Origin of the sequence: Paenibacillus sp. FSL H8-0537 (assembly GCF_038051995.1) — a bacterium.
Lineage (GTDB): Bacteria > Bacillota > Bacilli > Paenibacillales > Paenibacillaceae > Pristimantibacillus.
Window position 1 is genome coordinate 5595214 of the sequence record NZ_CP150290.1, and the last position, 23879, is coordinate 5619092.

At 47.4% G+C, this 23879-nt stretch carries 26 protein-coding genes; 15 read left to right on the top strand and 11 right to left on the bottom strand.

The genetic code is table 11. From position 1 onward, the window contains the following. Window positions 1-73 precede the first annotated feature (73 nt). The 4 genes from MHB80_RS23770 to MHB80_RS23785 all read right to left on the bottom strand — a co-directional run bounded on the left by MHB80_RS23770 (window position 74) and on the right by MHB80_RS23785 (window position 3532). Window positions 74-424 (bottom strand): type II toxin-antitoxin system PemK/MazF family toxin, encoded by a 351-nt coding sequence (locus MHB80_RS23770; protein ID WP_046233824.1) that lies wholly within the window; start codon window positions 422-424, stop codon window positions 74-76. Between the two features lie 3 nt (window positions 425-427). Continuing rightward, window positions 428-709, bottom strand: a complete 282-nt coding sequence (locus MHB80_RS23775; protein ID WP_046233825.1) for a CopG family ribbon-helix-helix protein — start codon at window positions 707-709, stop codon at window positions 428-430. A gap of 231 nt (window positions 710-940) precedes the next feature. Further along, window positions 941-2134, bottom strand: coding sequence for an alanine racemase (gene alr, locus MHB80_RS23780; RefSeq protein WP_341283061.1), 1194 nt, complete (start codon window positions 2132-2134; stop codon window positions 941-943). Between the two features lie 144 nt (window positions 2135-2278). Then, complete coding sequence (locus MHB80_RS23785) at window positions 2279-3532, bottom strand: outer membrane lipoprotein carrier protein LolA (RefSeq protein WP_341279288.1); 1254 nt, start codon at window positions 3530-3532, stop codon at window positions 2279-2281. Window positions 3533-3770: 238 nt separating this feature from the next. On the opposite strand from MHB80_RS23785, the gene MHB80_RS23790 reads away from it, so the two are divergent. Beyond that, window positions 3771-3986 carry a PspC domain-containing protein gene (locus MHB80_RS23790; RefSeq protein WP_046233828.1) on the top strand — a complete coding sequence of 72 codons (216 nt, stop codon included), beginning with the start codon at window positions 3771-3773 and terminating at the stop codon, window positions 3984-3986. 26 nt (window positions 3987-4012) lie between these two features. After that, window positions 4013-4681: a PspA/IM30 family protein gene (locus MHB80_RS23795; protein WP_341279289.1), complete on the top strand. Its 669-nt coding sequence runs from the start codon at window positions 4013-4015 to the stop codon at window positions 4679-4681. A gap of 131 nt (window positions 4682-4812) precedes the next feature. Here the strand turns inward: MHB80_RS23795 and MHB80_RS23800 are convergent, their stop codons facing one another. From MHB80_RS23800 to MHB80_RS23810, 3 genes are read right to left on the bottom strand one after another with little or no spacing between them, the layout of a single operon-like run. Further along, window positions 4813-6015, bottom strand: a complete 1203-nt coding sequence (locus MHB80_RS23800) for a cation:proton antiporter (RefSeq protein WP_341279290.1) — start codon at window positions 6013-6015, stop codon at window positions 4813-4815. A 3-nt stretch (window positions 6016-6018) separates the two neighbouring features. Then, window positions 6019-6513, bottom strand: coding sequence for a cation:proton antiporter regulatory subunit (locus tag MHB80_RS23805; protein WP_341279291.1), 495 nt, complete (start codon window positions 6511-6513; stop codon window positions 6019-6021). After that, window positions 6503-6982 carry a GreA/GreB family elongation factor gene (locus tag MHB80_RS23810; protein WP_341279292.1) on the bottom strand — a complete coding sequence of 160 codons (480 nt, stop codon included), beginning with the start codon at window positions 6980-6982 and terminating at the stop codon, window positions 6503-6505. Before MHB80_RS23810 ends, MHB80_RS23805 begins: the two co-directional genes overlap by 11 nt. A gap of 339 nt (window positions 6983-7321) precedes the next feature. Between MHB80_RS23810 and MHB80_RS23815 the strand changes: the two genes are divergently transcribed. Beyond that, a complete protein-coding gene (locus tag MHB80_RS23815) occupies window positions 7322-8563 on the top strand; it encodes an AraC family transcriptional regulator (protein ID WP_341279293.1) in 1242 nt (413 codons plus the stop codon). A gap of 94 nt (window positions 8564-8657) precedes the next feature. Then, the gene (locus tag MHB80_RS23820; RefSeq protein WP_341279294.1) at window positions 8658-9722 is read left to right on the top strand and encodes an iron-siderophore ABC transporter substrate-binding protein; all 1065 of its coding nucleotides are present in this window, start codon (window positions 8658-8660) and stop codon (window positions 9720-9722) included. A gap of 49 nt (window positions 9723-9771) precedes the next feature. Here MHB80_RS23820 and MHB80_RS23825 read toward each other — a convergent pair whose 3' ends face one another. Both MHB80_RS23825 and MHB80_RS23830 read right to left on the bottom strand, forming a co-directional pair. After that, window positions 9772-10062, bottom strand: a complete 291-nt coding sequence (locus MHB80_RS23825; protein ID WP_341279295.1) for a hypothetical protein — start codon at window positions 10060-10062, stop codon at window positions 9772-9774. A 30-nt stretch (window positions 10063-10092) separates the two neighbouring features. Then, window positions 10093-10458, bottom strand: coding sequence for a hypothetical protein (locus MHB80_RS23830; protein WP_341279296.1), 366 nt, complete (start codon window positions 10456-10458; stop codon window positions 10093-10095). A gap of 255 nt (window positions 10459-10713) precedes the next feature. Here MHB80_RS23830 and rbsK point away from each other — a divergent pair, with 255 nt between their 5' ends. The 8 genes from rbsK to MHB80_RS23870 all read left to right on the top strand — a co-directional run bounded on the left by rbsK (window position 10714) and on the right by MHB80_RS23870 (window position 18307). Next, the gene (gene rbsK, locus MHB80_RS23835; protein WP_341279297.1) at window positions 10714-11622 is read left to right on the top strand and encodes a ribokinase; all 909 of its coding nucleotides are present in this window, start codon (window positions 10714-10716) and stop codon (window positions 11620-11622) included. Window positions 11623-11662: 40 nt separating this feature from the next. Continuing rightward, on the top strand, window positions 11663-12061 hold the full coding sequence (gene rbsD / locus MHB80_RS23840) for a D-ribose pyranase (RefSeq protein WP_341279298.1): 399 nt from the start codon (window positions 11663-11665) through the stop codon (window positions 12059-12061). A gap of 33 nt (window positions 12062-12094) precedes the next feature. Continuing rightward, window positions 12095-13597 carry a sugar ABC transporter ATP-binding protein gene (locus MHB80_RS23845; RefSeq protein WP_341279299.1) on the top strand — a complete coding sequence of 501 codons (1503 nt, stop codon included), beginning with the start codon at window positions 12095-12097 and terminating at the stop codon, window positions 13595-13597. Further along, window positions 13587-14534 (top strand): ribose ABC transporter permease, encoded by a 948-nt coding sequence (gene rbsC, locus MHB80_RS23850; protein ID WP_341279300.1) that lies wholly within the window; start codon window positions 13587-13589, stop codon window positions 14532-14534. The genes MHB80_RS23845 and rbsC overlap by 11 nt, the downstream gene beginning before the upstream one ends. Before the next feature lie 35 nt (window positions 14535-14569). Further along, entirely contained in the window at window positions 14570-15526 is a 957-nt protein-coding gene (rbsB, locus tag MHB80_RS23855) for a ribose ABC transporter substrate-binding protein RbsB (RefSeq protein ID WP_341279301.1), read from the top strand. Between the two features lie 132 nt (window positions 15527-15658). Continuing rightward, window positions 15659-16642, top strand: coding sequence for a LacI family DNA-binding transcriptional regulator (locus MHB80_RS23860; protein ID WP_341279302.1), 984 nt, complete (start codon window positions 15659-15661; stop codon window positions 16640-16642). A gap of 169 nt (window positions 16643-16811) precedes the next feature. Then, entirely contained in the window at window positions 16812-17714 is a 903-nt protein-coding gene (locus MHB80_RS23865; protein WP_341279303.1) for a hypothetical protein, read from the top strand. Then, a complete protein-coding gene (locus tag MHB80_RS23870) occupies window positions 17711-18307 on the top strand; it encodes a hypothetical protein (RefSeq protein WP_341279304.1) in 597 nt (198 codons plus the stop codon). Before MHB80_RS23865 ends, MHB80_RS23870 begins: the two co-directional genes overlap by 4 nt. 106 nt (window positions 18308-18413) lie before the next feature. On the opposite strand, the gene MHB80_RS23875 is transcribed toward MHB80_RS23870, so the two are convergent. Next, window positions 18414-19235 (bottom strand): PPK2 family polyphosphate kinase, encoded by an 822-nt coding sequence (locus tag MHB80_RS23875; protein ID WP_341279305.1) that lies wholly within the window; start codon window positions 19233-19235, stop codon window positions 18414-18416. Between the two features lie 56 nt (window positions 19236-19291). Continuing rightward, window positions 19292-20188 carry a LysR family transcriptional regulator gene (locus tag MHB80_RS23880; protein ID WP_341279306.1) on the bottom strand — a complete coding sequence of 299 codons (897 nt, stop codon included), beginning with the start codon at window positions 20186-20188 and terminating at the stop codon, window positions 19292-19294. A gap of 136 nt (window positions 20189-20324) precedes the next feature. Here MHB80_RS23880 and MHB80_RS23885 point away from each other — a divergent pair, with 136 nt between their 5' ends. The 3 genes from MHB80_RS23885 to MHB80_RS23895 all read left to right on the top strand — a co-directional run bounded on the left by MHB80_RS23885 (window position 20325) and on the right by MHB80_RS23895 (window position 23860). Then, entirely contained in the window at window positions 20325-21260 is a 936-nt protein-coding gene (locus MHB80_RS23885) for a DMT family transporter (protein ID WP_341279307.1), read from the top strand. A gap of 141 nt (window positions 21261-21401) precedes the next feature. Further along, complete coding sequence (locus tag MHB80_RS23890) at window positions 21402-22364, top strand: alpha/beta hydrolase (protein ID WP_341279308.1); 963 nt, start codon at window positions 21402-21404, stop codon at window positions 22362-22364. 179 nt (window positions 22365-22543) lie between these two features. Then, window positions 22544-23860, top strand: coding sequence for a DUF5050 domain-containing protein (locus MHB80_RS23895; protein WP_341279309.1), 1317 nt, complete (start codon window positions 22544-22546; stop codon window positions 23858-23860). The last annotated feature ends 19 nt before the right edge of the window (window positions 23861-23879 follow it).

A 23879-nucleotide genomic window follows, 5' to 3' on the forward strand; every position in this document is an offset into this window, starting at 1 on the left:
AAAGCGCATTTATACAGGATTTAGCCCGTTAAGAAGAAAGGCCTGACGGCGTCCTTTCTATAGACGCCATCGTTTAAAAATCAATCAGGCCCACACTAATCAGCAGCGCGTCATCAACTTTACGCATCGTTTCATCGTCCAAATGCGTAATTTTGTCGGTTAGCCGCTGTTTGTCGATCGTTCGAATCTGCTCAAGCAGAACGACGGAATCCCGGTCAAAGCCATGTGCAGCCGCGTTCATTTCTACATGTGTAGGGAGCTTCGCCTTCTGAATCTGCGCGGTAATGGCCGCCACAATGACGGTCGGACTAAACCGGTTGCCGATATCATTCTGAATGACAAGAACAGGCCGCACTCCTCCCTGCTCCGATCCGACGACAGGTGACAGATCAGCAAAGAACACGTCTCCACGTTTTACGATCAAGCTCTACACCCCGCTTACAAGACGGCCGAGCGTGTGATCAGCCTCTACCTCCGCTTGAAAAGCTTCCGAGGCCATGTTCAAGTTGATTTTAGCCATCTCCAGATACCCACGCTGCATGGACTCGCGGATTTGCCGTTTCTTTCTTTCCACAAGGTACAGCTTCATAGCCTGCCTAATAAATTCACTGCGGTTAGAGTTCTCCTTAGCTACGATACCGTCAACCTCCTCCAGTAAATGATCCGGCAAGCTAATCATGATCCTCTTGGTGTTCTGCACATTGGCCACCGAACAAGCACCTCCAAAACTTCTCCACAACCTTTAATACACATTATTGCAATAATAAGGCCCCTCTATACTTCAACATATCTATGTCAGCGATATATCAAATATGCTGTACGAACATGACGTACTTTAGCGTCTTTAAACCCGACCTAGCATTAATTCGAGACAAATGGTGAAATCCCTCTTTTTTTGCGTAAAAATGGCATTTGAAATTTTTCCCGCATGCTTATGCTGTCAAATTAAAGGATTTACGACGGATAGCGCCTTTCCGTCCTTCATATAGACACGCGGTACACGAGCGGCCAGCATGCAGGTAACCTCATAATTAATCGTATCGAGCTGCTTCGCAACCTCTTCTACAGAAATCCGCGCATTGCCCTGCTCGCCAATGAGCACAACCTCTTCGCCTTGCTCTACGGCTTCTCCAGCTTCCGTCGCCGCTGCATCAAGCGCAATCATGCACTGATCCATGCAAATCGTACCGCGGACAGGAACCTTCACGCCACGGACGAGCGCTTGTGCTTTGCCTGTGAGCATCCGGCTAAAGCCGTCGGCATAGCCAATCGGGAGCGTGCCAATCCGCTCCTCGCCCTCCGTCACATAACGTGCGCCATAGCTGATACCCCAGCCTGAAGGTGCATTTTTCACCATAACGATCTCCGTCTTAAGCGATAATACGGGCTCCAACTGCAGCTCATCATGGCGCACCTCATCCGACGGGTAAAGGCCATACATACTGATGCCAAGCCGCAGCATATTGCCCGCAAGCTCCGGCGTATCCATGCCTGCAGCGCTATTCGCCGCATGGATAATCGGAATGGGCAGCTCCTGCTGCAGCACATAACGAACAATTTCCTGAAAGCGCTCATGCTGCAAAATCGTATAGCTTTTGTCATGCTCATCCGCACGAGAGTAGTGGGTAAATAAGCCTTCGACTTCAAGCTGGGGAACGGAAAGCGCCTTTTCGATAAAAGGGATAGCCGCATCCGCTCCAATGAGCCCAAGCCGTCCCATGCCGGAATCCACTTTAATATGAACCTTTAGCTTATGGTTAAAATGATCCTCATCCGGAGCTGGCAGCTTGGACGCTGCCTCCAAAACATCCTCACGAAACAAGGCTATCGTTATGTCATGCTTTCTTGCAAGCCACAGCGCATCCGCCGCAACATAGCCGAGTACCAATATAGGGATGGAAATGCCTGCCCGTCTCAGCTCCAATGCCTCATCTAGAAAAGCGACCCCTAAATAATCGACTCCGCTGTTTGCAGCTTCCCGTGCAATTTCCACCGCTCCATGGCCATAAGCATTGGCTTTCACAGAAGCCATCAGGCGTACGCCCTCGCCCATATGCGCTCGAAACACGCTTAAATTGCGGCGCAGCGCATCCAAAGAAATTTCTACCCGTGTTGGGCGATAATACCCCTCCAAGTCGTTCACCTTCTCCTTATCCGGCAGCCCCATACATTAGGGCCAGTAAACATCAATAGTAATAATGTTATACGTTGCCGTCAGGACTGTCAATGAAATGACCGCCGGATTTGATTAGCACGTCTTGGAAATTCAGGGAGATTCCTATTTATCGACACCAGATTGCACGGATTGGGCAATTTTGATCATTTCGGTTTCTGGCAGCGCGGCGCTTGTCAGCCTGAATTGATCACCTTCATAAGTCCAGCTGAGCGTTTGCTGCTCGGCTCCTGAGGTCAGCTCTCCCCACGTAAAGCCAAGATCCACCAAGGTGCCCGGTACGAGCGAAGCTGCTTGATCATGCGGCTGAGTCTGAATGAGCGAGAAGTCGTAAACGCCTGTATAGCGAGTCAGCTGCCCAGGATTCCCAGCGAACTCCACATCACTGCTGTCTTTCCAAACGACGCCATCCGGCAAATAAGTCGGAGCCATCGTCAGGAACACGCCATCATCCGGCAGCGCACTTGTCTCATTAGCTTCCTCACCCGCATTCGAGCTGCCATCTGTATTTTGATCTGTACTCGCATTTTGATCGCTGCCAGTGTTTTGCTCCGAATTGGCTTCTGTATTTGCATTGCCGGAAATGCCTGTGCTGCTGTCCACATCGTTCTGCCCGCCTGCGTTATTGTCTGAACCAGCAGCTTGATTATTGTTTGTGCCATTGTTATTAGCATTATCCTCAGGCATAGCCGAAGTCGCTTGGTCGCCTGTGCCGCTGCTCGATGGGGTCGACTTCATGTTGGCTTCTGTCTCGAATACACTTTTATCGAATTTGGAACCAAATTCAAAGGTATTGAACTCCACCTCGACCATAAGCGCAGCATTGGCGTCGCTGACCTCGACATGGACTGGCTTGTAGCTCGACTTGTCTAGCCAAATCTTTTGCCGTGCCAATGAACCATTATTGTAATTCGCCATGACATCGAAGACGTAGGCACTTTCTTCAGAAGCAAATTGGCGCGAGTTATCAAGCAGAATGCTCTGCACCAGCGTCTGGTACAAATAAACCTGGCCTTGATTTTGCGGCCAATCGCTTTGGAAACGGAACACTTTATTGAGGCGTGGCGTCAGGACGAAAACGCCATCGTCATTGCGCAGTACAATTTGGGTAATGTCTTTTTCTTCATTAGTTAGCTTAATGCGATAATATTGCGGCTTCTGATAAGATACTTCAACCTTGTAGGTAAGCGGCTGTTGTCCCGTATGCAGTGTCATTGTCCCGCTTCCTTGATAACTCTCAAGCCCATTTACTACCTTGTCCAGATCCTTCACCACGGACTCGGCATCCTTCGTCCCGCAGGCAGCCAATACGAGTGAAAAACATAATATCATTGCCGCGGCCCATGTCATGCGACGCATTAAAATCATCCCCTCTTCACAATGTTTTGCCATCTGATTCATGTGTATGAGATAACTTGGACATTTATGCGGACTAGTTTGACAAGCTGGCTGTGAAAACGAATCAAAGCTTCCCCGCCATTTGTCGCGTTGATGCCCGTCTAAAGGCTAGTATGCTGAACGGACTGTGGTCCGTTACGTAATCTCGCGGAGCGCCTTACAATAAGGACATAGACGAACACGGGAAAGGATGAACGATATGAAAAAATTATTTCGCTCAACTACGGACAGTAAGCTGACTGGTCTGTGCGGAGGTTTAGGACAATGGCTTGGCATTGATCCTACTATTATAAGATTGCTTGTTGTTGTTGCATCGCTTTTCAGCTTAGGTGCTGTCATACTTGCTTATTTCATTGCAGTTTTGATTGTTCCAAAAGCTCCGCAAGGCGATTTCAGATTTGCTGATCACTACTAAAATTAATTTTGAGGAGAGATGATAGAATGGGAATTTTACAGCGTGTATTTAGTATGACGAAGGCAGCGGCCAATGAGATGTTAGATAAAATGGAAAACCCCGTGACCATGCTTAACCAATATTTGCGGGATCTGGACGTGGACATCGCAAGCACTGAACGTGAGAGCTTGCATCAGCAAGCGCAAGAGCGTGTTTTAGAAGCTAAGCTCACTGAGCTGCAGCAACAAGCCGACTACTATGAAAGCAAAGCAGAGCAAGCGGTAGCAGGTGAACGCGAGGAAGAGGCCCGTGCTGCACTTGAAGCTAAACTAGCTTACGCCGATCAGCGCGAAGAAACCTCAACGCTGGCTCAGCTAGCCAAGCAGAGCGCGTTTGAGCTCGGTCTTCGTCTCGAATCACTTAAGGAAGAAAAAATCCGGCTGCTGGAAAAACGCAAAGAACTCATTCTGCGCCTGAAGAAAACAGACGGGGCCACTGGCTATTCATCAGGAGATTCGTTGCAGGGGAGCTTCGCTTCCCGAGGTTTTGACCGTATTGAGCAGAAGCTGATGGAACGGGAAGCACAGCAGGAGTTGTCTAAAGCCCCCTATGGTGCGGGTCGTGACACGGCAGCAAATACCCAGCAAAACGAGCAGCAAAGCGCAAGAGTAGAGGAAGAGCTGCAGCGGTTATTGCAGAAAAAATCCGTCAGCTAAGCGTAAACGGCTGTCGCCGTCCTCTGGCGGCAAAGCTGCCGTTTCGAGAATGAAATATAAACAGGAGCCAATCCTTTAGCAGTCATACTGCTTTCTGAGTGGCTCCTGTTCTTTTTTACGGGCAATGTCCGTTATCCTCTTGAACGCCTTAACCTCTTCCACAGCTGCTCAAAGCTTCGGTAAATCCATTTGGACTCCTTCGTAAGCAAAGGCCCCAGCACAGCAAGAATAAGGACGTACAGTACGGCAAAGGATTGAATGGAGGCCATCAAGCCGCCCGCTTTGCCGATGTTCGCCATAATGATGGAGAACTCGCCTCGGGAAACGAGCGTAAAGCCTACATTAAGCGACGCCTTTGGCGTAATCCCTGAAATACGGCCCGCCAGCATCCCTGCTGCAAAATTGCCAATCAGCGTCAAAACGACCGCAATCAGCGTCATCCCTACCGCACCGCCCAAGGAGGCAGGCTCGATTGTTAAACCGAAGCTAAAGAAAAACAGCGCCCCGAAAAAATCGCGAAAGGGCAAAATCTGCTGCTCGATCCGCTTCACATGCCTAGATTCGCCCAGTACAAGTCCGATCATCAGCGCTCCTATCGCCTCTGCCACATGCAGCGTTTCCGAGAAGCCTGCGACAAGAAACAGCAGCGTCATAATCATCAGTAGGAACAGCTCTGACGATTTAATATTAAGCGCAAAATCAATATATTTAATAATTTTCCTGCCAATAAATAAAAATACAACGATGAATGCCAGGGCGGTCAAAGAGATTAGCAAAACACTCCAGAATGAAGAGGCGCCGCTCAAGATGAGTCCCGTCAAAATCGAAATGTGCACCGCAATGAACAAATCATCAAACATGATCATACCCATTATGATTTCCGTTTCCGGGTTAGCGGTTCTCTTTAAATCAACTAATACCTTTGCCACAATTGCAGTTGATGAGCTCGTCATAATACCGCAAACAACCAGCGTTTCTTTGATGGGCAAGTCCCCGATCCAGCCAAGCAGCAGCCCTGAGAGAAAATTCAGCGCTACGTAGAAGGAACCGCCTACGATTATCGCTTTTCCTGATTTCAACAGCCGCTTCACAGAAAACTCCAGCCCTAAATAAAACAACAAAAATAAAATGCCTAAACGTCCCATGAATTCGATAAAGGAAGAGCTCTCAATAAACCGCAAATCAATAATCCAAAAATGCGGCGCATGCGGTCCAACAGCCATTCCAATTAATATATAAAAAGGAATAACTGAGAAGCGAAGCTTCGCTGAAAGCAAGCCTGTCAGCGTAATGAGTGCCAGTGCCATCCCGACTTCAAATATGAGCGTCTCCATGGGCTAAAGCATCCCATTCAGCAAAAGTTTTTTTAATTGGTTCAGTTGAATGCGTTCACCTGCCACGACTAAGGTTACCCCTGGCGTAAACACGTATTCCGCGCCGGGATTAATATGCTTGTTCTTATCCTTCTCGACTACAGCCAGTATGGTCGCACCCGTTGTTTTGCGGATATCCAGCTCGCCAATTCGCTTGCCAACACATTTGGATAATGGCTCCAGCCGAATCCATTCGATAACTAAGCTATCTAACGCTATTTCCTGGTTTTCGAGAAATTTCGGCTTATAGGTGATCCCTGCAAGGATGGCCGATACAACTCTGGCTTCCTCGTCGTCAAGCGAAACCATTGACCGCATCTCATCAGGCTCATCAGCATCCATGTGAAACATATCCCGTCTTTCATCATTATGAACGACAATAACCAGTTGCTCCCCACCGCGGGTGCGCAGGCTGTATTTTTGGCCAATACCCGGCAGTTCAGATTCTCTAAGATCCACTTATAGCTCCTCCTCCCCGGGAAAATGTGTTTTCTGCAAACGTAATGGAGGCGACACTGACACGCATTGCGCCAGCTGGCGTCGTTACAGAGATCAGCTCACCAAGACGTGCGAGCAGCAATTGCCTGCCAACAGGGGATAGAAACGAAATCAGGTTTTCGTCTGGATTGGCCTGCTCAGGCATCACAATGGTAAAAGAATCCTTCGTATCAAATTCAGGATATTCAATCGTAATATGGCTGCCAATAAGCACCATGGCTTGAAGCTTTTCTTCCATTAGTACGTCCGTTTCCGAGAGAAGCTCTTGCACAGCCTCCGTATACAAGAATAGAAATTGGTCCATCTCCATACGCTCTTTCCCTTGCATAACAAAATGGGCGTCGAGGAAGCGTTTCTTCTCGACACCTAACACGGCAAGCTGCGCCATCAACTGTACTTGTGCATAGGACATTCCGATACTATGGTTCATAGTAGACCTCACTCCCTATGCGCACATTACTGATTTCACATAAACAAAAAACCGCTTTTTTCATACTGCTCTCCTCCTAAAATAATATAAGGCCTCTTCGTCAGAGGCCTTATAACAAGCTTACCAAACAAATAATATATGTCCAGCTATTATTTAAATCTAGTGTGACAAGCTATGCTTTTTTAATACGGGAAAAGAGGTTGTACAGACGGTTGATTTCGTATAAACTACAATTGATAACAATTCTCACTTGATGCTGATAAGCTAAAGAATTAATCTAGCGCTATGCTGCTGAAAAATATAAATTATAGAAGCTTCTTTACAAAGGAGGGGCGAAATATGAGAAAACCAGCTTCAGCCCTGCAAACGGGCAGCGGTTGCAGCTATTGGAAAAGGCAAGCCGCCACGGCGGATTTCGAGCAGCAAGCACCTGCTTTGAGCGATAACGATAACTGGCCTTCGGAATCCAAAGCCATGATCGACCGGACCATCCATTATATGAATGAAAAATATGCAGAAGGCATGACAAGGCAGAAGTTGTCCTCCATTGCAGGCATGAGTCTATGGCATTATTCCCATCAATTCAAGCATTGGGTTGGGCAAAGCCCCATTGATTATTTGAACCGCATCCGGATCAACAAAGCAAAGGAGCAATTGCTTCATTCTAATATGCGGATTAAGGAAATTGCAGAGCAAGTCGGCTTTGAAGATGAGTTTTATTTCAGCAGAAAGTTTAAAAAAGTGGCCGGCATAACGCCAAAACAATATGCCAATTGGACAAAAACACGAATAGCTTCCTTTTCATTTCCCTATGCGGGACATTTGCTCGCTTTAGGCATCATTCCGTGTGCCACACAGGTTGATCCGCAAAGGGACGTGCACCGCCATGCTTTTTTTCAGCATATTCCCTACCCGCTTAGACGCTCCAAACGAATGGAGCCGGACCTTGTCGACTATAATCGCAGTGCGCTTCAGCAGGCAAGACCCGAGCTCATTTTATGCGATGATATGGTGAATGAGCAGATTATAGGCTCAATCGGTAAAATCGCCCGCACCGTCGTTATTCCTTGGCTGGAGCTAGATTGGCGGCAGCAGTTCAGGCAAATTGCAGCTCTGCTTGGTAAAGGAGAGGCTGCCGAATGCTGGCTTGCCGATTATGACCAGAAGGCGGCCTGCGCTGGAGAACGGGTCAGGAAGCTTTTTCAAGGAGAGACCATTTCCATTGTTCATCTGATGCAGGGGCATATCGTTGTGTATGGACGCCGTAATGGAGGGGCTGTCTTGTATGAGGATTTGAAATTAAACTGTCCCTATGATTCAGAAAACATATCGATTTTGCACGCGATTAAAGAGCAAGAGCTGCCAATTTTTACGGGAGATCGTCTGCTGCTCATTATTGATTCTGACCAAGCATCGCAGCATATATGGCGGCAGCTTCAGCATAGCAGCGTATGGAAGCAGCTCAAGGCTGTAAAGGCGGGAAATGTACGGCGAATACAGGAATGCCCTTGGCTGGACTATTCCCCTTTTGCCCACAATCTCATGGTAGAGCAGGTAGAAGGACTGTTTACAATGAACTAAACACGAATGTCCATGTTTTGCGAAGCGGCGGGAGCGTATAATACGTTTTGATCATGATAAGCCTTAACATTATTGTCAAAACGGAGGTTTCAAAATGTATATGTACCGTCATTCCTTCCTGTCTATTGCCCTTATTGCTGCTATTCTGCTGTTGTCAGCTTGTGGGAACAGCTCGGGAAGCGGGCAGCCGTCCAGTTCAGCTTCTAACACGGTCTCAACTGCTTCGCCATCAACTTCTTCATCGGAAGCTGCTTTTGAACCACAAGCACTCAAGGTCACACATCCTTTCGGCACAACTGAGCTTCCAACGAGCCATGAGCGGATTGCTTCGATTAATCTAGAGGATATGCTGCTCGCATTAAATGTCCCTATTGTATTTGGAATGTCGATTGGCGAAGGCTATTATTTAAACGATCGGCTTAAAGAGCAAGGAGCCGCTTTGGAAATTTGGGGAGATAGCCTGAATCTCGAAGCGATTGTTGCAGCTCAGCCGGATTTGATTATTGCAAGCACCGCGATTATGCAAGAAGGTTATGACAATCTATCCAAAATCGCGCCAACCATCGTATATGATCGTGAGGATTGGAAAAATTCGCTTACAGCCATCGGACAAGCGTTAGGTATAGAGGATCAGGCCCAAGCGGTAATCAGCGCTTATGATACGAAGGCTGCCGATGCCAAAACAGCTCTGAATCAGCTGCTAGCAGAAGACAAAAGTGCAGCTTTCATCCGCATGACTGCTAAAGATTTCCGTGTTTATTTCCCTAATTATGTCGATGAAAAAACACAAATCGAATGGCCAACCTATCCCGGCGTTCTATACAATGAGCTAGGAATGAAGCTTGATCCAACCGTCCAGCAATGGCACAAGGAAAAGCCGAATTTTCAAAATGCGACGATTTCACTTGAGATGCTGCCCGAATTGCAGGCTGACTACTTATTCGTTACGCTCGGCGGAGCCGGCAGCACGGATGAGGAAATCAAACAGGCGAAGGAAAGCTTCAGCACGATTGAGCAATCCGCTGTGTGGAAATCGGTGCCAGCCGTTAAAGCGGGCCATGTCATTTTCGTAAATGCAAGACATTGGATCAGCTCAGGCCCTCTGGCGAACAGCATGAAAATCGATGATGTTGTGGCGGAGCTCAATTCATCTAATTAAATAGCAAAAAAGTTCCGATCCTCCGCTGGAAGGATCGGAACTTTTTTATTTAGAGGTCGCTGTTCAAAGGATCGGAACGCACAAATACAGGAAAATAGCGCGGAGCCATTGTAAAGCTAAACTGCTGCTCCGCTTTGTCCTTATAAGTAACAATGTAGTCACCGAGGTTGGTATCATAGGCCATTTTCAGAAAGGTAAAATCACTGCTCGCATAATGAGAGCGCACATAATAATGGGAAGCTGCCTTAGCCGCATTTTCCTGAAACGAGCTGGTATTAAAGAGCAAAAAAAGCAAGGACACTATGACTATTGAAAAAAGAATAAAACGCTTGTACTGCATGTTACGCCTCCGCTTAAGCTTATGTAACGATTACGCGAATGTGCTTGTAATATCATTCCATTGCGACAGATCAGGCAGCTTCTGTGCTCCCCAATATTCAAGAAACATTCGAACAATCTCGCCTTTATCCGTCGTTTTGTAATCATAGTGTTTAAAAGAATCATCGGCATACACGAACCGGATTTCCACAACGAAGCCGCTCATGCCTTCCCCTTCGGTTGCCGCCTGCAAATAGATACTGTTTTCCAGCGGCATGCTCGGCTCGAGCACGATAAAATCTTCCCAATTCGGATCAAATCCATGAATTATATCTGTGATAACCGATGCTTCAACTGACTCGTTCTTATACACCGCTCCATCCGTTTCAAGCCTATAGGCAATTCCTAATTTCCCCATAAAAACACCCCCTAGCCAAGGCAAATCGACCCTGGAACTTAATAAAAAAATGTTATTTTGCAATTGTATCATACGGCAATAACCCAATAATATCAGCCTGTCGACTGATTATTCGCCTCAGCTATGCCAATAGAACTAGTATATCCCCTTCTTCCTGCGCCTGCCTATTGACAATTGGCATCTAGCGGCTTAAAATGAGAAACATCAATGTGTAACCGATTACACATCACACATTCTACAAATAGAGGTGTTCCTATGGCTCAAGCGAAAATTACCGTCATTGGCAGTTTAAATATCGATATGGTAACAGAAACGGATGTAATACCTGAGCAAGGCGAGACTTTAATTGGCAGCGCTTTCTCAAGCTTCACAGGCGGAAAAGGTGCAAATCAAGCTGTAGCCTGTGCAAGGCTCGGAGCAGTAGTTACGATGATTGGCTGTGTGGGCGAGGATGCAATGGCGCAGCAGTTGAGGGAAGCACTTGATGCTGAGAACATTGACACAACCTATGTGAAAACGGTTCCCTATAAATCAACCGGCATCGCTGCGATAACCGTCACGGAAGGCGACAATCGCATCATCGTCATTCCAGGTGCAAATCACTGCTTGCTTCCGGAGGATGTGCTTGCGCTGAAAGAAGTCATTGCCGCATCCGATATGATTATGCTTCAGCATGAAATACCGCTTGAAACCGTAGAGGCATCGATTAAGCTTGCCCATTCTCTTGGCATTCCAGTCATTTTGAATCCTGCCCCTGCGGTAAGACTGCCCGAGCAACTGCTAGCCCAGCTTCATCTTATTACACCGAATGAATCCGAGCTGGCTATTGTAACGGGGATGGAGCGCAAGAGTACGCCAGAAGAACTGCTAGAGCAATATCCAAATCCCATCGTAATGACAGCAGGAAGCAGAGGCGCTTATTACAAGGGAGCAGATGGCGAGCTTGGTCATATTCCAGGCCATACGGTCGAAGTTGTGGATACGACTGGGGCAGGCGATACGTTTAATGGCGCTTTAGCTGTAAAGCTAAGTGAAGGAGCCTCTCTTCAGGAAGCTGTCCAATTTGCCGTTGCTGCGAGCGCATTGTCTGTCACCAAGCTTGGCGCACAAAGCGGTATGCCGCTTCGACAAGCTGTCGAGGCATTTATTAAACAGTCAGGCTGATTCCCCTACCGAAATTGATTTGATTTGAAAGGATATTTTCATGAAAAAATTAGGCATACTAAACAGCGAAATTACATCCGTACTTGGTCGACTTGGGCATACAGACTGCATCGTTATTGCCGATTGCGGCCTGCCTATACCTGACTCGGTAAAGCGCATTGATCTGGCACTTATGCCCGGCCTCCCCTCTTTTATGGATACACTTGGGGCCGTGCTCGCAGATATGGAGGTAGAGAAGGCTATAATTGCCACGGAGATACTGACGCACAACGCAGAACTACACTCAAGAACGCTAACGCAACTGGGCAATATCACGATTGAAGAAGTTTCACATGAGCAATTGAAAGCGTTAACGCATAAGGCTAAGGCGGTCATTCGTACAGGAGAGGCCACCCCTTACGCCAACATCATTCTTCAAGCTGGCGTTATTTTTAAGTAAAGCTGTCCCAGCTAGTGCAAAGGAGGAGAGCAGATGGAATATTTAATCGAAATGACCGGCATTAATAAATCCTTCTCATCCGTACAAGTATTGAAAAATGCCGCTTTCCGGCTTAAAGCAGGTGAAATTCATGCTTTAATGGGCGAAAACGGCGCCGGCAAGTCTACGCTTATGAAAATTTTGACGGGTGTTTATAAGGCTGATGCAGGCATCATTCAAGTAAAAGGTAAAGAAAGAACCTTTGCGAACCCAACAGAAGCGGAAAATAGCGGTGTCGCGATCATTCATCAGGAGCTTAACATTATTCCTAAGCTTACGGTCGCCGAGAATATGTTTCTCGGTCGGCAGCTTGTATATGGTCGGACCGGCATTTTACGAGATAAGGAGATGAAAAAGAAGACCCGGGAATATATGCAGCGCCTCGGCGTTGAGTTGGACCCCGATGCAGTAGCAGAAAGCTTATCAATCGGCCAGCAGCAAATGATCGAAATTGCGAAAGCGCTATCTAAAAATGCGGAAGTGCTCATTATGGATGAGCCTACAGCGGCTCTGACTGACCGCGAGATCGAATCTTTGTTTCAAATTATGAATCAGCTGCGCGGCGAAGGTGTTGGTATCGTCTATATTTCCCACCGGATGGAAGAAATTTTCCGCATGTGTGATGAAATTTCTGTGCTGCGCGACGGTTCATTTCTAGGGACAGAACAGACAGCTAACACAACCGTACAGCACATTGTCCGTTTGATGGTAGGGAGAGAAATTGGCGACCGCTATCCGCAGCGCCATGCGGTTATAGGCGAGGAGCGGCTTCGCGTCAATGGTCTAAGCGATGGCAAAAAACTGAACGATATTAGCTTCTCGGTAAAAGCTGGTGAAATTGTCGGTGTTGCCGGCTTAATGGGCGCGGGTAGAACAGAAATCATGCGTTTGTTGTTCGGAGCGGACAAGAAGAAAAAAGGTCAGGTTTGGCTTGACGGCAAGATAGTCAACATCAGCGACCCAGCCAGCGCAATTGCAGCCGGCATCGTCTTCGTCACTGAGGACCGCAAGCATCAGGGCTTAATTCTCAATATGTCCGTCCGTGAAAATTTATCGCTGACGAATTATCCCTTTATCGCCGACAAGGGTATCATCAGCAGCGGCAAGGAACAGGAATTGTCCGAGCAAATGATCAAACGTTTTAATATTCGTACCCGTGACGCCGAGCAGACCGTAAAATCGCTCAGCGGGGGCAATCAGCAAAAAATCGCAATCGGCAAATGGCTCGGCAAGCTGCCAAAGGTCTTTATTATGGACGAGCCTACTCGCGGTGTAGACGTTGGCGCCAAGAAGGAGATTTACAGCATGATGAACGAGCTAAGCGAGCAAGGTGTCGCTATTATAATGGTGTCCTCGGATCTTCCCGAGGTGCTCGGTGTCAGCGATCGCGTCATTGTTGTACATGAAGGGCATATCGCATCTGTACTCGACAAAACGCAAATGAATCAGGAAGCAATTATGCATGCGGCGACTGGAGGAAGCAGCAATGGCCATTAAGAACAGACAGCTATCAAACGTTTTGCAAAAGCTTGGCCCGTTGATCGGGCTTTGCATCATCGTTCTCATTCTCATTTTAGCAAGCCCTAACTTTTTGACGATTAACAATATTTTAAATGTATTTCGTCAGGTTTCCATCAATGCTTTAATCGCCTTCGGTATGACCTTCGTTATTTTAACAGGCGGTATCGACTTATCGGTTGGCGCGACTCTCGCTCTATCGGGAGCACTTACCGCAGGCATGATGAGCAGCGGGCTTGATCCAATTACAGCTGTTATTATCGGCTTGCTTGCTGGAGCGGTAATGGGTGCGGTGAATGGTCTTCTCGTTACAAAGACAAATATCGCACCATTTATAGCCACTCTCGCCACCATGACCATCTACCGAGGACTCGCCCTTGTTTATACCGATGGTCGTCCGATTACTGGATTTAACAGCGAGTTTTTCACAATGATTGGCGGGGGCTATTTTTTTGGTATCCCTGTTCCGGTTATGATTACGATTGTTTTGTTCGCCGTGCTGTATTTCATTTTGCGGAAAACAACGTTTGGACGCAATATATACGCAATTGGCGGCAACGAAGAGGCCTCGCGTCTGTCCGGTATTAAGACGGGGCGCTTTAAAATCTATGTTTATACACTGACGGGCCTGCTGTCATCTCTCGCCGGCATTATTCTTGCTTCCCGACTCAATTCAGCACAGGCAAATGCCGGAACCGGCTATGAATTGGATGCCATTGCAGCCGTCGTTCTCGGAGGTACAAGCCTATCAGGTGGACGCGGCTGGATTGTCGGAACTCTGGTTGGCGCACTCATTATAGGTGTGCTGAACAATGGCCTGAACTTGATGGGTGTCTCATCGTTCTATCAGCAGGTTGTTAAAGGGCTCGTTATTTTGCTAGCGGTCTTGCTCGATCGCAAGAAGGCTAGCAGCTAATGATAAACAAACAAATAGACAAAGGTGGTTACAACATGAAAAAAATGATTAAACTCGCCAGCATTTCCTTGATTACTGCCCTTACCCTAGCAGGATGCTCAACGACAGCTCCAGGCAGCGAATCCAATACATCTGCCAGCACCGCTCCGCAAAGCGGCACTATTAAAATCGGTCTTGCTGTGTCCACGCAAAGCAATCCCTTTTTCGTAACCTTAAAAGAAGGAGCGGAAAAAGCGGCGCTTGACGGTAAGGTACAACTGATTACAGTAGATGCACAGGATGATGCTGCGAAGCAAGCCTCCTCCATTGAGGATTTAATCCAGCAAAAGGTTAACGTTATTATCATTAATCCTACTGACTCCGCAGCGGTTGTACCTGCTGTTGAATCTGCGAATGCTGCAGGCATTCCAGTTATCACGGTAGACCGTATGTCTGATGGTGGCACAATTGCCAGCCATATTGCTTCAGACAACAAGGCTGGCGGCGTGTTAGCAGCAAAATTTATTGCTGAGCAGTTAGGCGGAAATGGTAAAATTGTTGAGCTTGAAGGCATTCCAGGCTCCTCGGCCGCTCGTGAGCGAGGCGAAGGCTTTAATGAAGAAATCTCCAAAGCATCTGGCATTGAAATTGTTGCAAAGCAGCCCGCTGACTTTGACCGCGCAAAAGGGCTGACCGTTATGGAAAATATTTTGCAGGCGGGCAAAGATATTAAAGCTGTATTCGCACACAATGATGAAATGGCACTCGGCGCCTTGAAAGCCATCGAAGCAGCTGGTTTAAAAAATATTATCGTCGTAGGGTTTGATGCAACCGATGATGCAGTGAAGGAAGTATTCGCCGGAACCATGAGCGCAACCGTTGCTCAAAAACCGGATATGATGGGCATTTTAGCTGTACAAACGGCCGTTAAAATCGCCAAAGGAGAAACAGTTGAAAAATCAATTCCCGTTGATCTTGAGCTTGTAACGAAAGATTCTGCAGTTGCAAAATAATAGCTGGTTCCTGCTCCCTTGACGGACAAAAACAAGTGTGCTAACGTTTTCCCAAACGTGAGCACACTTGTTTTGCTCGCCCGCTAGCTCGCTTGTTCAAAAGGCCAGACCATTGAAAGGAATTTGCCAGAAATGACTACGATCAGAGATGTCAGCAAGCTGGCTGGCGTATCGGTTGCCACTGTCTCTCGGCTGTACAATAAGAGCGGATATGTGAGCAAGGAAGCGGAGACCGCCATTCAAGCAGCTGCCGAGAAGCTTAACTACAAGCCCAATACGATTGCCAGAAGCCTCGCAGGCAAAAAAACAGCTGCTGTCGCTTTAATGGTACCCGACATTTTGAACCCGTTTTTCCCGGAAATCGCTCGTGCTGCTGAGGATGCAGCTGCTTCCCAAGGCTATACGCTCGTCCTTTGCAACACGGACAATAACCCCGATAAGGAAAAAATGTATATTGAAGCGTTAATCAATAAACAAATTGACGGCATCATCATATCTTCTTATACGATTTCACCAGAGCAAATTATTGCCTTACAGAAGCGTTCGATCCCAATTGTCGTCATTGATAAAAGCTTTCCTGACCATCCGATTTTGACAATTACGACAGCTAACCGATACGGCGGACAACTCGCCGTACAGCATTTACTCGAAGCAGGCTGCGGTAAAATCGCTCATATATGCGGCCCCTCTCATGTGCATTCCGCACGTGAGAGGACGCTTGCTTATGAGGAAATGTGCGCTCAGCTGCCGTGGTTTACGCCCAGCCTGATCGCGTTCGGCCACTTCAGCGTTGCGGGAGGCTACGCGGCGATGAAAAATATTTTCCATCAACATCCTGATGTGGACGGCGTATTCGCCGGCAATGATCTTATGGCCGCCGGGGCTCTTAAAGCACTGCATGAGCTCGGTGTAACCGTCCCCACTCAGCTCAAGCTAATTGGCTTCGACGGTATTCGGATGGATATGGTATATCCCGAGTTGTCCACCGTTTCCCAACAAATTTATTCGCTCGGCAAAACCGCTATGGACTATTTAATTCGCCTGATCAACAATGAGCCTATCGAGAGATGCAATTACGAGTTGGAGGTAGAGCTGCTCCGGAAAGCATCGACCTGATTGCTGCATCATGATTTCAGCTTAGAAAAACCTTCGAATCCACATGGTCTGCTGTGGAGCTCGAAGGTTTTTCCGTTTATCTGCCAAGCAGGAAATTCAAAGTATGATATGGCATAATAAGAGATAGTCAGAGGCCTCTGATGGCTATTTTTTTCTACGGGAGGAATGTATGATGCTGAATTCTATCTATGAATCAGAAACAATCGAGCAGCTAAGCGAAGTCATACAAACGGCTCCAGTTAAGGACGAGCTGCGCGAACTGCTAATCACCGAATATCATCGGCTTTTTCATTATGCCAACATCAAGCAGTGGAATGAGCTAGTGCGTGTATGCGAAGCGCTTGCTGTTGCCGGCTGGGGCGCATCTATGACGCCTGTAGAGGCAGTAGCGGACAAATGGATCAACGGCTCCTATTACACCGAGCTGCGCACCCGCACCTTCGAGCAAATCAAAGATTGTTGCAAAGGCTGGAGCAAGCAGCAGGGCAGCTTCGTCATCCATGAAGGTAATGACAACACCGATTATGGCATTGCCGCCTTTGCTTCCCAGCGCAACCTGCTGCCGAAAAATCCGCTGCGCCTCGTCCGCTCCGGCAACTATCAGCTGTCAGCCCAGCCCTTCATCGACAGCCTGAGCGAGCTGCGGCGCGCACTGGATGAGCATATGCGTCAGGAGCTTTACGGCGCTTCCTTTAGCTACATCGGTATTCATTGCCACTTTAGCCATCATGACGACGCCGAGCGTACGCTGCAATATGAATATTTTCATGAGCAAAACGATGTTCCAGACGGATTTGAGCAGGGTTATTACATAAGGCCAAAATTTGCAGTTGGCAAGTTGGCTTCCCGCAAGGGCGAGCTCAAACTGGAAGTGACCAGGCATTTTACGAGAGCGGAGGGCGAACTGCCTTTAAGCGAGCAGCAGCAGCTGTTTAGAGCGGATATGCTCGTTATAGTGGACCTGCTGGAAGAGAAGCTGCTTAAGAAAAAGCTAAGCTACCGCGTGGATTTATTAAGACAAGACTTAATCGATATTTTGGAAAAATGGACGACGAAGGGGAATGCTACATGAGCGCAAACCATACATTAATGACACAATTACAGCAATTCGCTTCCGTATTTGGGAGGCATGACATTGACCTAGGCGAGGTTTATTTTCATGATGAGCCGCTACCCGTTCAAGAGCCGCTTCCGCTTGGAGAAGCGTTGCGGACCTTTTATAGCTATCTGGAATTGCAGGAGCATCCGATGATTGGCGGTGTCTTGGCGGTGCAATTTTTTCGCTTGCCGGAGCTGGAACGGGCGCAGCAGGGCTGGCGCTGGATAATGACGGCTTCTGGACTCGCTCCTGATCCGAAGTGGCCGGATGGCTGGATCGTCTTCGCCGATTACAATGGCGATGCGCTTATTGTTGATACGACCGATCCGCAAGGGCCGGTATATGGCAGCATTCAAAAGCGGCATTCGCAAATCGCCGCTTCGCTGGCCGACTTTTTCGCTATGACCACTGCGTTGATGAAGGTAGAGGAGGAAGAATTCGAGCTCGATGCCACGGAAGAGGATTCCGAAGTGAAAAGCGAATTTATTGAACGCGCGATGGAGCTTGCCCCAGTGATGATTGGACGCAAGCATGGTCAGCAGTATTTGGATTTTTTCTTTAGCTAGAGCTAGGGATTCGCTCGGCTTATAAAAATAACCGGCAATATATCGCGATGTGATCGGCGATGCATTGCCGGTTATTTTCGTATCGTATTTATAATGAACGCATTCGTTATGGCCGCTCCTGCTCCTTGATTTCCTTCAAAAAGGCTTTCAGCTCCGGATTTGCTGGCGGGTCCTGAAGCTCCATGCTTCTCAAGGCATCCACAGCGATGCGCAGCACAGCATAATTGCGATACCAGCGATGGTCGGAAGGCACGATATGCCAAGGCGCGTGCTTACTGCATTTTTCAAACACCTGCTCGTAATAGCCCTGATATTGCTCCCAGTATTTCCGTTCCTGAAGGTCCGAAGGGTCAAACTTCCAATTTTTCGATGAATCCTCGATTCGGCTTTTCAGCTTCTCCAGCTGAAACTCCTTGGAAATGTGCAAAAAGATTTTGACAACCTTAACCCCGCTATCCGCAAGCAGCGACTCAAAATGGTTAATATGCTTGAAGCGCCGCTTCGCTTCCTGATCGGATACTGCACCATGCACCCGTGTAATCAGAACATCCTCATAATAGGAACGGTTAAAAATAGCGATCTGCCCCAGCTCAGGCGCGTTGTTATGCGCCCGCCAAATAAAATCATGCCGCTTCTCCACATCTGTCGGCGCCTTAAAGCTGTGAGCGGACACGCCCTGCGGGTTCAACCCCGCAAATACATGCTTCGTTACACCATCCTTGCCGCTGCAATCCATCCCTTGAATGACGAACAGCACCGCCTGGTCCTTCGAAGCCGCCAGCTTTTCCTGAAGCTGCTCCAATTCCTCCTTCAGCTTCAGCGCCTCCTTCTCCACCTCTTCCTTATGGTCAAAGGGACCTTTGTCCTTTGGATTGATGCTGCTCAAAACAACCTTTTTATTCGCCGTCAGCTCGTATTTTTTTGCCATCTGCTTCACGCTCCTTATGTACAAGTATTCCACTTTGTGCCATTCTTATCAATTAGTTATGCGTTATTGACTTGCAGCAGCTGCTGCTCATCCAACCACGATTGGACATGTGCAAGGAAACGCCTTGTGGCAGGCGAGCAAAACTTCATTGAATGGACAGCGATACCTAGCGAGCGAAAGCTCGGCTCTTCCAGCTCCATGACGTGGACATGATGATTGCGCCCTTCAATGACCAGCTCGGGCAATATGCTAATACCAAGTCCCTGTTCAACCATGGCAATAATAGCAGCATCATCACCTGCCTCAAATCGGACGTTTGGCGTAATCGCTGCCTTCTTAAGTACGCGCCGAACATCATAATCCGAGCCTAATTTAGGAATAATGAATGGTTCCTCCGCAAGCCGAGCAAGTGGGAAAAAGGCAGCTCCACAAAGCGGATGCTCCTGGGGCAATATGCACAGCATCCGGTCCTGTTTTAAAGGAAATACCTCCAGCTTGTCGCTCGTGGGCAAGGAGAAAAAGCCGCAGTCAATTTGCCCCTCCTCCAACCATTCCTCAACCTCCTGATAATCCCCTTCCATCAGCTTAAATTCAATTTGCGGATATTCGTTTAAAAAAGCCTTCATCATCCGCGGCAGCCAGTGCACGGATACGCTTGTGAATGTGCCAATGCGAATCGTGCCAGCCTCCAGCCCCCGAATTGCAGCTATCTCTTCTTGCAGACGAGCATTGGCCTGCAGCACCTCGCGCATAGGCTTTAGCAGCCGCTCGCCTTCCGCTGTCAATTGAATGCCCGCACGGCTGCGCTGCAGCAGTCTAAAACCAATTTCACTCTCCAAGCTGTTGATTGCATGGCTAACGCCCGATTGGGTAAAGCCCAGCGTTTCCGCCGCCTTCGTCAAGCTGCCAAGCCGGGCAACCTGTGCGAATATTTCATACTTATTAATACTCATCCTGCGTCTCCTCTATTTGCATGAGTATTTCTCATGTTTATAATAAGAAATCCCCGTTATACTTATATGTCAAACCCCAGTATACTAGGTTTCGGCCCATAAGCCTATTCTATTAAAGTCGGAGAAGATAACCCTCATGAAACCTAGAAATGCCGAATTGCTCATCGTGCTCGCAACCGTATTTTGGGGCTGTTCTTATTTATTTATGAAAATAGGGCTTGAATCCATTGCTGCTTTTAATTTAATTGCCCTGCGCTTTGGACTCGCCTTCCTGCTGACGTCTCTTCTCTTCTGGAAATCGCTGCGCAAAGTCGATTGGCGCACGATCAAATATAGTGCGATGCTCGGCTTCCTGCTGTTCGCTGTCTTTGCCTGCATCATGTTTGGGCTTAAGACGACCACGACGTCCAATGCCGGCTTCCTCGTCAGTATGACCGTTATCTTCGTTCCACTGCTGTCGGTCATTCTGTTTAAGCAGAAGCTTGCTCCGTCTATGAAGGTCAGTGTCCTGCTCGCCCTTGTAGGCATTGGGCTGCTCACTCTGAAAATGCCCTTCAGCATCGGTGGCGGAGATGTCCTCTGCATGCTGTCAGCTGTTTTTTATGCGCTTTATATTATATTAACGAACTCTGCGGCGAAAGCTTCAAATACGCTGAACCTAGGTATTTTACAGCTAGGCTTTGCGGGCGGTTTCGGCCTAATCGGCATGCTGCTATTCGAGACGCCGACGTTGCCGCAAACACCCGCTAGCTGGGGCGCTGTGCTTGCACTAAGCCTTTTATGCAGCGGCTTTGGCTTCATTATTCAGCCCATTGCCCAAAAATACACGACCCCAACACGGACGGGGCTAATTTTCTCCCTTGAGCCTGTGTTTGCGGCAGCAGTAGGCTTTTGGTTTGCTCATGAAATATTGCCTCCGCTGGGCTATGTGGGAGCTGCATTCGTGCTGCTTGCTGTCGTTGCCTCCGAAATAAAATGGAAGCGTCGTGATGTCGCCGCATTTCCCGTTAAGGCTAAGGATAAAGTTCTAGGTAGAGCTAGGGAAAACGAAGCACTTCAGCAGATTCTCTAGAAAAATGGTATCCAGTTGATGCGCAAATGAGCCGTGGGCGAGCAGTCCATGGCTCATTTGCGTAATCAGACTTTTATTCAAAATGTTGCTATTTACGAATTTATCCATTCATAATAGATAGCAGAATAGGAGTGATCAACAATGAACAAGCGCAGGGATTACAATAATAACAGCAGCTACTGGGAGAGCTATCAGCGATTTTTCCCTTCAGAAATACAGTTAAAAGAAAATAACCTGCCCAACGAGGAATGGTGGAATTGGCATAGCTGCGAGATTCATTTAGACCGGTTGCCAGCAGCCAAAAGCCCGCTCAAGATTGTACTCGTTCATGGTGCTGGAGGCAACGGCCGTTTATTCGCCCCTTATGGAAAAATGCTCCAAATGCAAGGCTATGAAATGCTTGCCCCAGACCTTCCTCCCTATGGACTTAGCAAATTAGGCTCTTTCTCCAAACCAATTCGTTATGAAGACTGGATTCAGCTTCTCGTTGATTTAGTAGAAAGCGAATATATACGTGATGGCAAACCTATTGTTCTGCTTGGCGCCAGCATTGGGGGCATGCTCGCCTATCATGTTGCCGCGCGCAGTCCGCATGTGCAAGGCCTGATTGCTACAACCTTCGTAGATACTAGTGACGCTGCTATGCGCCTCCAGCTTGCCCCTAATAAATATATTGCGGTGTATGGCAAATGGTTAATGGATGCCTTCCCGATTTTACTGGATTCATTTCGGCTGCCTGTTTCCAAAGTATCGCGCATGGAGCTGATTGCTAACCATGCTGAATTAGCCCAGCTTATTATGCATGATCCCCGTGCAGCAGCAACCCGTGTACCCCTTAAATTACTTAGAACCTTTCTAAACATGAAACCTGAAGTACAGCCAGAAAACTTTACGTCCTGTCCGGTACTGCTTGTTCACCCAGAACTTGATCCCATGACTCCTTATGCTTTTAGCGAAAGCTTTTATAAAAGATTAGCCTGTCCGAAAAAGCTGGTAATGCTGGAAGGAGCCGGACATTTTCCGATTGAGCAGCCAGGGCTTGAACAGTTACGTGACGCTGTCCTGCAATTTCTAACTAACCTTGCCTCAACAATCTCAGAGTAAATTAGCTCACTCAGGTTTATCCCTATTTATTCAATAAGATTTGTAGAAGTATTTATATAATTAGTATAATGTTTTCCGCCATATAAACCGATAAGTATTCAAGCGACTTCCTTTTTTTACTAAAAGAGGGTTGTTTACAGCAAATACTATTCCACAGCGCTAGAAAGGAAGATTAAGTAATGAATAAGCTTCACCTTTTCACCAAAAAAAATGTTTGTTTGCTTTTTATTTTCACCCTGCTGTTTACTAGCTTCGGCACAGTAACAGCTCCGAAAGCCGAGGCAGCCATAACAGCCAGCGGTTATGTATATTACACGTCTGACAATGACCTGTTCCGAATTAAAACAGATGGCACTGGTGCCGCTCTCATAATGGAGGATTTTGACGTTCCCGGTACTGCTCTGAATCGTGGCGGCAAATATTTGTATTATCTGTCCTACAACGGATCAACTACACTATTGCGCTTGCCAATCGACGGTACAGCAACTGAGGATGAAATTTTTCATAATGATGTGCTGCATTATTCCATTGTGAACGGAACGCTGTACTACATGACAAGCGCCGGAAAAATCTATTCCGTTTCTGCTAATGCTGCTGCTGTATCAGAAGCAAAGCAAATTGCCGATAAAGCTGATACAGACTTTGAAGAATTCAAAATCATTGATGGGAAAATCTACTACAATACCGTCCGTAATGGTCGCTCCACGTGGGTAGCCTCCAAAGCAGTTACAGGCGCAGGACAAGTGCAATATATTGCAGCCGGTGCCATAGAACAGGATCACCATATTCAAACAACTGCTAATTCCGTCAATATTATTGTCAACACCAAGCCAGAAGAGCAATTTTATTCCCTTGACTGCGTTGTACTTTATAGCGTACCTAAAAAAGGCGGCGCAGCCAAAGCCCTTAACTTAAACGCTCCAATTGATGCAAATGCGGCTTATTCCGGTAGATGGGCAACGAATACGTATTACCTATTCAACAAGGACATTCGCCTTGATTCCGAAGGACATTTCAACTATAACACCGGTAAAGGCTACCTCCTGAATACTAGCGGCAAAACCTTCTCCCTGCACAGCACAGGCGTCTACGGTGTAGCTAATGTAGGCACAGACAAAATGGCTTTTATTGATTCAGCGAATAAAGGTTATGTTGCAACGATAAAAAACAATAAAGTCATTAGCAAAAAAAATCTTAATATTTCTAAGCTTTATTCCGTATACAACATCATGTGGGGTGGAAAAATCGCTTCTACGATCTTTTTCGGAGACAATGCCAGCTACTTGCTGAAATCGGATTTGTCGGTTCAAAAGATTCCTGGATTGAACGGTGATTTCATGCGTATCAATGATGACATGGATGGCATTTACTACATCAATGACGATTCCAAGGATACAGGCTACGGACAACTGTTCCACCTAAGCAGCGATGGCAAAACGGCAACAATGCTTAGCGAGCAAACAATCAGCCGCGTTCTGCTTGTTGCCAAACAATAAGCCACTGTTCTTTTAAGCA